Source organism: Ruegeria sp. (assembly GCF_028066395.1).
In the GTDB taxonomy this organism is placed as follows: Bacteria; Pseudomonadota; Alphaproteobacteria; order Rhodobacterales; family Rhodobacteraceae; genus Ruegeria.
Window position 1 is genome coordinate 1 of the sequence record NZ_JALCBM010000107.1, and the last position, 8,345, is coordinate 8,345.

Annotated in this window: 9 protein-coding genes, 1 tRNA gene and 1 pseudogene; 8 read left to right on the forward strand and 3 right to left on the reverse strand. The window is 59.6% G+C overall.

What is annotated here, in order from left to right; all coding sequences use genetic code 11:
• Both MPJ51_RS20890 and MPJ51_RS20895 read left to right on the forward strand, forming a co-directional pair.
• Window positions 1-75, forward strand: a tRNA-Gly gene (locus MPJ51_RS20890).
• A gap of 109 nt (window positions 76-184) precedes the next feature.
• Window positions 185-1,399 carry a RidA family protein gene (locus MPJ51_RS20895; RefSeq protein WP_298387441.1) on the forward strand — a complete coding sequence of 405 codons (1,215 nt, stop codon included), beginning with the start codon at window positions 185-187 and terminating at the stop codon, window positions 1,397-1,399.
• A gap of 75 nt (window positions 1,400-1,474) precedes the next feature.
• Here the strand turns inward: MPJ51_RS20895 and MPJ51_RS20900 are convergent, their stop codons facing one another.
• Entirely contained in the window at window positions 1,475-1,714 is a 240-nt protein-coding gene (locus MPJ51_RS20900) for an Lrp/AsnC ligand binding domain-containing protein (protein ID WP_298387439.1), read from the reverse strand.
• Between the two features lie 156 nt (window positions 1,715-1,870).
• Between MPJ51_RS20900 and hisB the strand changes: the two genes are divergently transcribed.
• Together hisB and hisH are read left to right on the forward strand one after the other, a co-directional pair.
• Window positions 1,871-2,458, forward strand: a complete 588-nt coding sequence (hisB, locus tag MPJ51_RS20905; RefSeq protein ID WP_298387436.1) for an imidazoleglycerol-phosphate dehydratase HisB — start codon at window positions 1,871-1,873, stop codon at window positions 2,456-2,458.
• An 88-nt stretch (window positions 2,459-2,546) separates the two neighbouring features.
• A complete protein-coding gene (gene hisH, locus MPJ51_RS20910) occupies window positions 2,547-3,185 on the forward strand; it encodes an imidazole glycerol phosphate synthase subunit HisH (RefSeq protein ID WP_298387433.1) in 639 nt (212 codons plus the stop codon).
• Between the two features lie 3 nt (window positions 3,186-3,188).
• Here hisH and MPJ51_RS20915 read toward each other — a convergent pair whose 3' ends face one another.
• Window positions 3,189-3,590 carry a DUF2147 domain-containing protein gene (locus tag MPJ51_RS20915; RefSeq protein ID WP_298387430.1) on the reverse strand — a complete coding sequence of 134 codons (402 nt, stop codon included), beginning with the start codon at window positions 3,588-3,590 and terminating at the stop codon, window positions 3,189-3,191.
• A 132-nt stretch (window positions 3,591-3,722) separates the two neighbouring features.
• On the opposite strand from MPJ51_RS20915, the gene hisA reads away from it, so the two are divergent.
• A complete protein-coding gene (gene hisA / locus MPJ51_RS20920; RefSeq protein ID WP_298387427.1) occupies window positions 3,723-4,442 on the forward strand; it encodes a 1-(5-phosphoribosyl)-5-[(5-phosphoribosylamino)methylideneamino]imidazole-4-carboxamide isomerase in 720 nt (239 codons plus the stop codon).
• A gap of 4 nt (window positions 4,443-4,446) precedes the next feature.
• Here hisA and MPJ51_RS20925 read toward each other — a convergent pair whose 3' ends face one another.
• Window positions 4,447-4,893, reverse strand: a complete 447-nt coding sequence (locus MPJ51_RS20925) for a DUF302 domain-containing protein (RefSeq protein WP_298387424.1) — start codon at window positions 4,891-4,893, stop codon at window positions 4,447-4,449.
• 246 nt (window positions 4,894-5,139) lie between these two features.
• Here MPJ51_RS20925 and MPJ51_RS20930 point away from each other — a divergent pair, with 246 nt between their 5' ends.
• The 3 genes and pseudogenes from MPJ51_RS20930 to MPJ51_RS20940 form a co-directional block, all read left to right on the forward strand.
• Window positions 5,140-7,350, forward strand: coding sequence for a fused MFS/spermidine synthase (locus MPJ51_RS20930; RefSeq protein WP_298387421.1), 2,211 nt, complete (start codon window positions 5,140-5,142; stop codon window positions 7,348-7,350).
• A 128-nt stretch (window positions 7,351-7,478) separates the two neighbouring features.
• Window positions 7,479-8,240, forward strand: a complete 762-nt coding sequence (gene hisF / locus MPJ51_RS20935) for an imidazole glycerol phosphate synthase subunit HisF (protein WP_298387418.1) — start codon at window positions 7,479-7,481, stop codon at window positions 8,238-8,240.
• A pseudogene (locus tag MPJ51_RS20940) lies at window positions 8,237-8,345 on the forward strand (phosphoribosyl-ATP pyrophosphatase); the annotation flags it as partial. The gene hisF and the pseudogene MPJ51_RS20940, both read left to right, overlap by 4 nt.

An 8,345-nucleotide genomic window follows, 5' to 3' on the forward strand; every position in this document is an offset into this window, starting at 1 on the left:
GCGGGCGTAGCTCAGGGGTAGAGCATAACCTTGCCAAGGTTAGGGTCGGGCGTTCGAATCGCCTCGCCCGCTCCAGATACAGACCCTCCGACTTACAAATCCTGAATAGCCCGATGCGGTGACGCGTTGTGCTTTGGTGCTGTTTTCGCTTTAGTCCCCCGGGCAACATGCAAGGAGGACCGGTTTGGCCAGACGATACAGCTTTCCCGAAGGGCATTGGGATTGGCCCGTCAAGCTGACCCACCAGCATGCGGTACGCGCCGGAGATCTGATCTTTACCGGTGGTCAGGTCGATCTGGATGATCAGGGGACCGTGCGCAATATCGGCGATTTGCCGGCCCAGTGCGCAAACGCCATGGCTTACATGGAGGCGCTTTTCAGCGATCTGGACGTTGATTTCGACGATCTGGTGCGCCTTGTCGTTTATTATGTCGGGGATGCAGCGGATGAAACCCGTCTGCTGGATCAACTGGCGCTTGTCATCGGCACCAAGGCACGACCGGTGATCAGCATGATCAACCTACCTGAATTGTGCTATCCGGGCATGCTTGTTGAAATCGAGGGCGTTGCCATGCGCGCACCGGACGGCGCGCGGATTGAGCGACAATCCTTGCAGCTTGAGGATATGCCACCCCTGCCAGCAGCGTTCTCGCATGTTTTGCGCGCAGGTGACATGGTCTTCACCAGCGACATGTCTGCAGAAGGTTCGGCCGAAGGCGCGGCGGAAATCGCCTTGCAAACGTCTATTGCAATGGACCGACTGGGCCGGGCGCTTGCGGCCGTGGGCGCAGAGTATTCAGATGTGGTCAAGATCAATGTTTTCTATTGCGATGACCTGAACGGCAGCAACTGGGAAGAACCCGCCCGTATTCGGGCCGGATATTTCCCCGACCCGGGCCCGGCCCCGACTGGAATTTCACTTCCCGCTTTTGCGCAACCCGGGCTGGCGACCCGGATTTCAGTAACGGCCATCTGTGACAGCGGTTCCGAACCCAAGCAATTTTCGTGGCCGGATGGCCATTGGAACTGGACCACGCCCCTTCCCTATAAGCACGGAAACCTGAGCCATGGCGTTATTCACATCGGTGGGCAGGTTGCCTTGGACAGTGGCGCGAATGTCCTGCATCCCGGCGACATGGTGGCGCAGACCCGGATCGCGATGGACAATTTGTCGAAGGTGCTGGCCGAATTCGGGGCGACGCTGGACAATGTCGTGAAGGTCACAACCTTCTATCAGGGCAGCGCCTCTGCCGAGACGCTGCATGAAAATCTGTTGATTCGGTCCGGGTCTTACGCGGCCCCGGGGCCAGCCACCACGGGCATACCCGTGCCCGCGTTGGTCTACAAAGACATGGTGATCGAGATTGAGGCGATTGCCGTTCTGGACGAGGACGTCTGAGCGCAGGCGTCAATCTGGCGAAACGCGGGCTGATGGTAAAGGCAACGGTCGGGTAAAAGGCTCGGGCCCGGCGTGTCAGAACGCCTTGAACGTCATGGTGGTCAGCGAGCGTTCGATGTCGGGGATCACCAGCAGGTTTTCATTGATAAAATGGCCTACGTCTTCATCTGTCGGGATGTAGAGCTTTAGCAGCAGGTCGTATTCGCCGCTGGTCGAGTAAAGCTCGGAGTGGATTTCGCGCAGCGCGATGTCTTCGGCGACCTTGTAGGTAGTGCCGGGTTTGCAACGGATCTGGATGAAAACGCAGGTGGACATGGGATTGGCCCTGTTGGTTCGTGTTGCCGCGCAGGCTGGCACGGGCCGTGCCCGTGTGCAATCCCCTGCAACAGTTTGTCCTGATCGCCACGCTTGGTCTGGATATGCCCAGCCTTCCCCGTCTATAAGCGCGCCTGTAGCAAAAGGAATTCGCCCATGCGCACCGCTTCGATCAGCCGTCAGACCGCCGAGACCGAAATCTCGGTTCAGGTCAATCTGGACGGCACCGGCACATATGACAACCAGACCGGCGTCGGGTTCTTTGACCATATGCTGGACCAGTTGGCGCGCCATTCTCTGATCGACATGACGATCCGCGCCAAGGGCGATTACCACATCGACGATCACCACACGGTCGAGGATACCGGGATTGCGCTGGGTCAGGCGCTGACCGCCGCTCTGGGCGACAAGAAGGGTATTCGGCGATATGGCGAGTGTCACCTGCCCATGGATGACGCCCAGGTTCGCTGCGCGCTGGACCTGTCGGCACGCCCTTTCCTGATCTGGAATGTCGACCTGCCGACGCCCAAAATCGGCAATTTCGACACCGAACTGGTGCGAGAGTTCTTTCAGGCGTTCAGCACCCATGGCGGCATCACCCTGCATGTGGATCAGTTGCACGGATTCAACAGCCACCACATTGCCGAGGCCGCCTTTAAGGCCGTCGCCCGCGCGCTGCGCGACGCGGTGGAAACCGACCCGCGCAAGGCGGATGCGATTCCGTCCACCAAGGGCGCGCTTTGAGAGGTTGGCGTGAGGGGCGCTGCCCCTCTTGGCCTGCGGCCAATTCACCCCGCCGTATTTGAGACAAGAAGAAGAACTGGGCCCTACCATGCTGACTGCGATCATTGATTATGAGTCGGGCAATCTGCACTCGGCTGAGAAGGCGTTCCAGCGCATGGCGCGTGAGATGGATGCGGGCGAGGTTGTCGTGACCTCGGATGCGGATGTTGTCGCGCGGGCGGATCGGCTGGTGCTGCCCGGCGACGGGGCGTTTCCGGCCTGCGCGGCGGAACTGCGGGGCCATAAAGGCATTTATGACGCGATGGTCGAGGCGGTCGAGCAGAAGGGGCGTCCGTTTCTGGGCATCTGCGTCGGAATGCAGTTGATGGCCAGCAAGGGTCATGAATACAGCGAAACCGATGGGTTGGGCTGGGTTGCCGGAGATGTTGTTCGGATCGAACCTTCGGACGCCGCGTTGAAAGTGCCGCATATGGGCTGGAACGATCTGGTGTTGGAGAGCGATCATCCGGTCTTTGCAGGGATTGAAACAGGCGATCACGCCTATTTCGTCCACTCCTACCATTTCCGCGTTACCGATCCGGCGCAGCGGCTGGCCTATGTGGATTATGGGCAAGAGGTCACGGCCGTGATTGGCCGCGACACGATGATTGGCATGCAGTTCCACCCCGAGAAAAGTCAGGATGTGGGCCTGCGCATGATCGGGAACTTTCTGACCTGGACCCCGTAAGGCTTACTCGACCCGTGTCCAGGTCTGGCCCCGGCAGATCAACCCGCCCGCAACGCAGCCTTTGACGGTCAGCTTGTTCTGCCCGTCCAACGCCATTTTCGAGTTATAGGTCTTGTCCCGGTCCGGCGCCCAGATCTTGCCGTTGTCATAGCTGCCGCCGCCCTCTGGCACCATGTCCCAGATGATCTGTTTGCCCAGGTTTTCGTATTCCAGTTGCTCGTCGCCGTCCTTGTTGAACGCCGTGTCGATGGTGCCGCAGATCGCGCTGCCGCAGGGGCCGATCGAGACATGCAGATAGCCGCCCGTATCGCCCGGCGCGGTCTTCCACAGCCCGTCAACCGGATCATCCGCCCAGGCGCTGGTCGCCAACGCAGCAAATGCAACCGCAAGTGTGAATGTTCTCATGACAATCTCCCTGTTTTGCGGATCAGTCTGACCGTCAACAGGCCGCCGGGCAAGAATGACTTAGCGTCGCGTTGCATCCCCCGTCCTTCCCGTGCCATATCCCGCGCAAACCTCAGCAAAGGGCCGCCTGACATGATCCTCTACCCCGCTATTGACCTCAAAGACGGCAATGCCGTGCGCCTGCTGCGTGGTGAGATGGACAAGGCCACCGTGTTCAACGAAGACCCCGCCGCGCAGGCCCGCGCTTTTGTGGATGCCGGGTGTGATTGGCTGCATCTGGTTGACCTGAACGGCGCTTTCGCAGGCGAGCCGGTCAACGCCGCCCCGGTCGAGGCGATCCTGAAAGCCTGCAACGTGCCCGCGCAGTTGGGCGGTGGCATCCGGGATATGGCCACGATCGAGACATGGATCGACAAGGGGCTGGCGCGCGTCATTCTGGGCACTGTGGCAGTGGAAAACCCCGATCTGGTGCGCGAGGCGGCGCGCGCCTTCCCCGGCAGGGTTGCCGTCGGCATCGATGCGCGCAACGGAATGGTCGCCACCAAGGGTTGGGCCGAGGAAACCGATGTGCAGGTCACCGATCTGGCCCGCAGCTTCGAGGACGCGGGCGTGGCCGCCATCATCTACACCGACATCAACCGCGATGGCGCCATGCAGGGCCCGAATATCGAGGCCACGGCGGCGCTGGCGCAGGCCGTTTCCATCCCCGTGATCGCAAGCGGAGGGGTCAGTTCGCTGGATGATCTGATTGCGCTGCGCGATTGCGGCGTGGCGTTGAACGGCGCGATTTCGGGGCGCGCGCTGTATGATGGCGCGATTGACCTGGCAGAGGCCATTCGCGCCCTGTCTTAAAGGTTTATTGCGCGGCGACCGAAGTCAGCTTGGCCAGCGCGCCGCGCATCTTCTCGATCACGGGTGCGTCTTCGACCGCGTCAAGCTCGTCCATGGTCTCTTTCGGGTCTTCATAGGCCAGCCAGACCTGCCCGTTCGCATCCTCGTAGGCCTGCACCTTGAGCGGCAGGAACAGCCCCGCGCGCGGGTCCAGTTGCATCGCGGGCGTGCCCAGCGCCGGGTTGCCGAAGATCAGCACCTGATTGGCCGGAATGCTCAGCCCGACCTTTTCAGCCCCCGCCGCGTGATCCACACGCGCAAACACCGTGGCCCCTGCATTGCCAACAGCCGCTTCGAGCGCGTCCAGAGCTTCGGGCACCGATTTGTCCGTGCTCACCTTGATGATATCGTCTGCCATTGCTGCGACAGTCCCTCCGAAAATGAATGTTGTTGTCAGAATGAGTTTACGCATCTCATTGATCTCCTGATGAATTTGGGGGCATTTTTCACAGGTTCGAGAGCGATGGCAATCACAAGTCTGGCATCAGCGGGGCTTTGCCACTTTGATGTCTTGGCCGCGCGATCTGCCCCCCTGAAAACAGTAACTCACCTGTGAACAATACCGCCATTCTGCGGGCATTTCACACAAAGTAGCCCCATATTGGCCGCATTTCCCGGCTAATCGACACATCAAAGAACGCAAGCAGGACCGTTTCAGATGAGCCTTTCAAGTACCGAGTATCCGATCAGTTTCAGGCTGCGGACCGCAACGGTTGTGGTTTTTTGCACCACAATGTTCCTCAGTGCCGGATTGCTTTTCTTTGTTCAGCCCCTGTTTACCAAGCTTGCCCTGCCCAAAATCGGTGGTGCTCCGGCTGTCTGGACCACGGCTATGCTGTTTTTTCAGGTCATCCTGATTCTGGGCTATGTCTATGCCCATCTGCTGACAAAATGGCTGCCGTTGCGCTGGCAATTATGCACGCATATCACGCTCTGGCTGGCGGCATTGCTCTTTCTGCCACTTTCGGCCAGCGATACATGGGGCCATGACCCGTCGCGGTCGACCACCCTGCAAACGCTCGAGCTGTTTGCCATCGGCGTCGGCCTGCCTTTCGCAGTCTTATCGGCAAACGCCCCCTTGCTTCAGGCGTGGTATACACGGTCGAATGGCCCGTCGCGGGATGACCCCTATTTCCTCTATAGCGCCAGTAACGTGGGTTCTCTGCTGGCCTTGCTGGCCTTCCCTTTGTTGGCCGATCCGCTGTTGGGCGCAAAAGCGACCAGCACGATTTGGTTTTTCGGCTTTATCCTGTTTGGTGGCCTGCTTCTGATCAGCGGTCTGATGGCTATGCACGGGCCGGGACCCGCAGTGACCAGTGCGGAACGTCATACATCGTCTCACGCTCTCAACCCGAAGCAAATCGCAATCTGGATTGCCGTCGCCTTTGTTCCGTCATCGCTGATGCTTTCTATCACCACCAAAGTCAGTACGGATCTGGGCTCTATCCCGCTAATCTGGGTTGTGCCGCTTGCCGTGTATATCCTGTCATTTGTCGTCGCATTTGCCACCTGGAAGAAGTTGACCACTGACAGCCTGCGCATCCCGGTGCTTCTGGCGCTGGCGGTTGGCGCTGTGTTGCTGTCAAATCTGGTTAGCCAACACGCCGCGCCGATCACCATTCTGGCTTACGTTCCGGTGCTGTTCGTGATCGCATTGTTTGCGCACAGGCTGCTGTACGAACGCCGCCCACCTGCTGACCAATTGACCGTCTTCTATATCGCCCTGTCGGTCGGTGGCGCCCTCGGCGGGCTCTTCAACTCGATCATCGCGCCGGCGGTCTTCTTTCAAGAGATCGAAGCTCAGATCACCCTGATCCTGGCCGGCGGGCTGCTATTGCTGCTGCCGTCTTCGCTTACGCCACGCAATGTCATGATTGGCTTGCTGACCAGCATTCCGGTTCTTTGCGTGTTCGGGGTGTTCAAAGGGTTCAACTTTTGGGGCAACGGCATGTCCCACGCCCTTGCCGCAACCCTGGTTCTGGCCGTGATTTTGCTGCTGTTCCGAAACAGCCTGGTTCGCGCCGCTGTCTTGCTGTGCGTTGTCATGCTGCCCTCTCTCATTTCCAAACAGGAAACCTTGTTCCAGGATCGCAGCTTCTTTGGCACGCATCAGGTATTTTCACTTGCAGGACTGCGGGTCTACAGAAACGGCACCACCATCCATGGCTGGCAGAAAGAGGAAGATTTCGGCAAACGCCCGACGCCCCTGACCTACTATCACCCAAAGGGTCCGATGGCGCAGGTGATCACCTCGGAATTCGGGCAACGATCCGAGCATATCGGCATCGTCGGTCTGGGGACCGGTGCGCTTGCCTGTTACAAGCAACCTTCTCAGACATGGTCATTCTTCGAGATTGACGCGATGGTCGATCAGGTGGCCCGCGATCCGTCCATGTTCACATACCTGTCCGAATGTGCCCCAGAATCCGAGACCTATCTTGGCGACGCCCGGGTCGTTCTGGCGCAGAACCCCTTTGAATTCGATATTCTGGTGCTGGATGCGTATAGTTCCGACGCCATTCCGTTGCATTTGATGACGCAAGAGGCTGTCAAATTGTACACCGAGCGGCTGACCGAAGATGGTGTTTTGGTTTTCCACATCAGCAACAATTACTACGACCTGATCGACCCGCTCGCACGGATCTCGGGCAGTCTGGGTCTGCATGCCGCCACCCAGTTTCACACCGTCAAAGAAGAGGACAAGAAGTCTGGCGCCCTATCCAGCATTGTCGCGATTGTCAGCCCGGACAAATCCTTGATCGATGGTTTCATCGCCGAGGGCAACTGGACCGGTGTCACATCTGACGGGGAAACGCCGTGGACCGATGACAAGGCCAACCTCATTTCCGCCCTCAAGCTGCTGAAATAGCGCGGCGGCAAGCCCCAAAGGCACATCAGTTGGAATTTGCGTATCATCCGCCCCGGATCATTCGTGGCTCAACAAGTCTGGCATCAGCGGGGCTTTGCCGGTAGAGGTGCCCCAACAAAGGATGCACCATGCTGAAAACCCGGATCATTCCCTGCCTTGATGTCGCCGATGGCCGTGTGGTCAAGGGTGTCAATTTCGTCGGCCTGCGCGATGCGGGCGACCCGGTGGAATCGGCCAAGGCCTATGATGCCGCCGGCGCGGATGAGATCTGTTTTCTGGACATCCACGCGACCCATGAAAACCGGGGCACCATGTTCGATGTGGTGCAGCGCACCGCCGAACAGTGTTTCGTCCCTCTGACCGTGGGTGGCGGCGTGCGGACCAAGGACGACGTGCGCGCCCTGCTGCTGGCGGGGGCGGACAAGGTCAGCTTCAACTCGGCCGCCGTGGCCAACCCAGATGTGATCGCCGAAGCGGCGGATCAGTTCGGCAGCCAATGCATCGTCTGCGCCATCGACGCCAAAACCGTCAGCCCCGGCAAGTGGGAGATTTTTACCCATGGCGGCCGCAAACCCACCGGCATCGACGCGGTGGAGTTTGCCAAAACCGTTGTTGCCAAGGGTGCGGGCGAGATTTTGCTGACCTCGATGGACCGCGACGGCACCAAGGCCGGGTTCAACCTGCCCCTGACCCGCGCGATCAGTGACGCGGTGGATGTGCCGGTGATCGCCTCGGGTGGCGTGGGTAATCTGGATCATCTGGTTGAAGGCGTCACCAAGGGCGGGGCCAGCGCTGTGCTGGCGGCCTCGATCTTTCATTTCGGCGAATACACCATCCGCGAGGCCAAGGAACACATGGCCGCCGCAGGCATCCCGATGAGGTTGGCATGAGCATTCTGCACGAATTGGCCGCAACCATCGAAGCCCGCAAAGGTGCGGAACCCGACTCCAGCTGGACCGCCAAGCTGCTGGCCAAAGGCCCCGAGAAATGCGCCG

What these genes read in the sequence shown, in the direction of transcription:
- MPJ51_RS20915 (WP_298387430.1), bottom strand. Translation starts at nt 3,590, where the DNA reads ATGAGAACATTCACACTTGCGGTTGCATTTGCTGCGTTGGCGACCAGC.
- MPJ51_RS20925 (WP_298387424.1), bottom strand. Translation starts at nt 4,893, where the DNA reads ATGCGTAAACTCATTCTGACAACAACATTCATTTTCGGAGGGACTGTC.
- hisF (WP_298387418.1), top strand. Translation starts at nt 7,479, where the DNA reads ATGCTGAAAACCCGGATCATTCCCTGCCTTGATGTCGCCGATGGCCGT.
- hisH (WP_298387433.1), top strand. Translation starts at nt 2,547, where the DNA reads ATGCTGACTGCGATCATTGATTATGAGTCGGGCAATCTGCACTCGGCT.
- MPJ51_RS20900 (WP_298387439.1), bottom strand. Translation starts at nt 1,714, where the DNA reads ATGTCCACCTGCGTTTTCATCCAGATCCGTTGCAAACCCGGCACTACC.
- hisA (WP_298387427.1), top strand. Translation starts at nt 3,723, where the DNA reads ATGATCCTCTACCCCGCTATTGACCTCAAAGACGGCAATGCCGTGCGC.
- MPJ51_RS20930 (WP_298387421.1), top strand. Translation starts at nt 5,140, where the DNA reads ATGAGCCTTTCAAGTACCGAGTATCCGATCAGTTTCAGGCTGCGGACC.
- hisB (WP_298387436.1), top strand. Translation starts at nt 1,871, where the DNA reads ATGCGCACCGCTTCGATCAGCCGTCAGACCGCCGAGACCGAAATCTCG.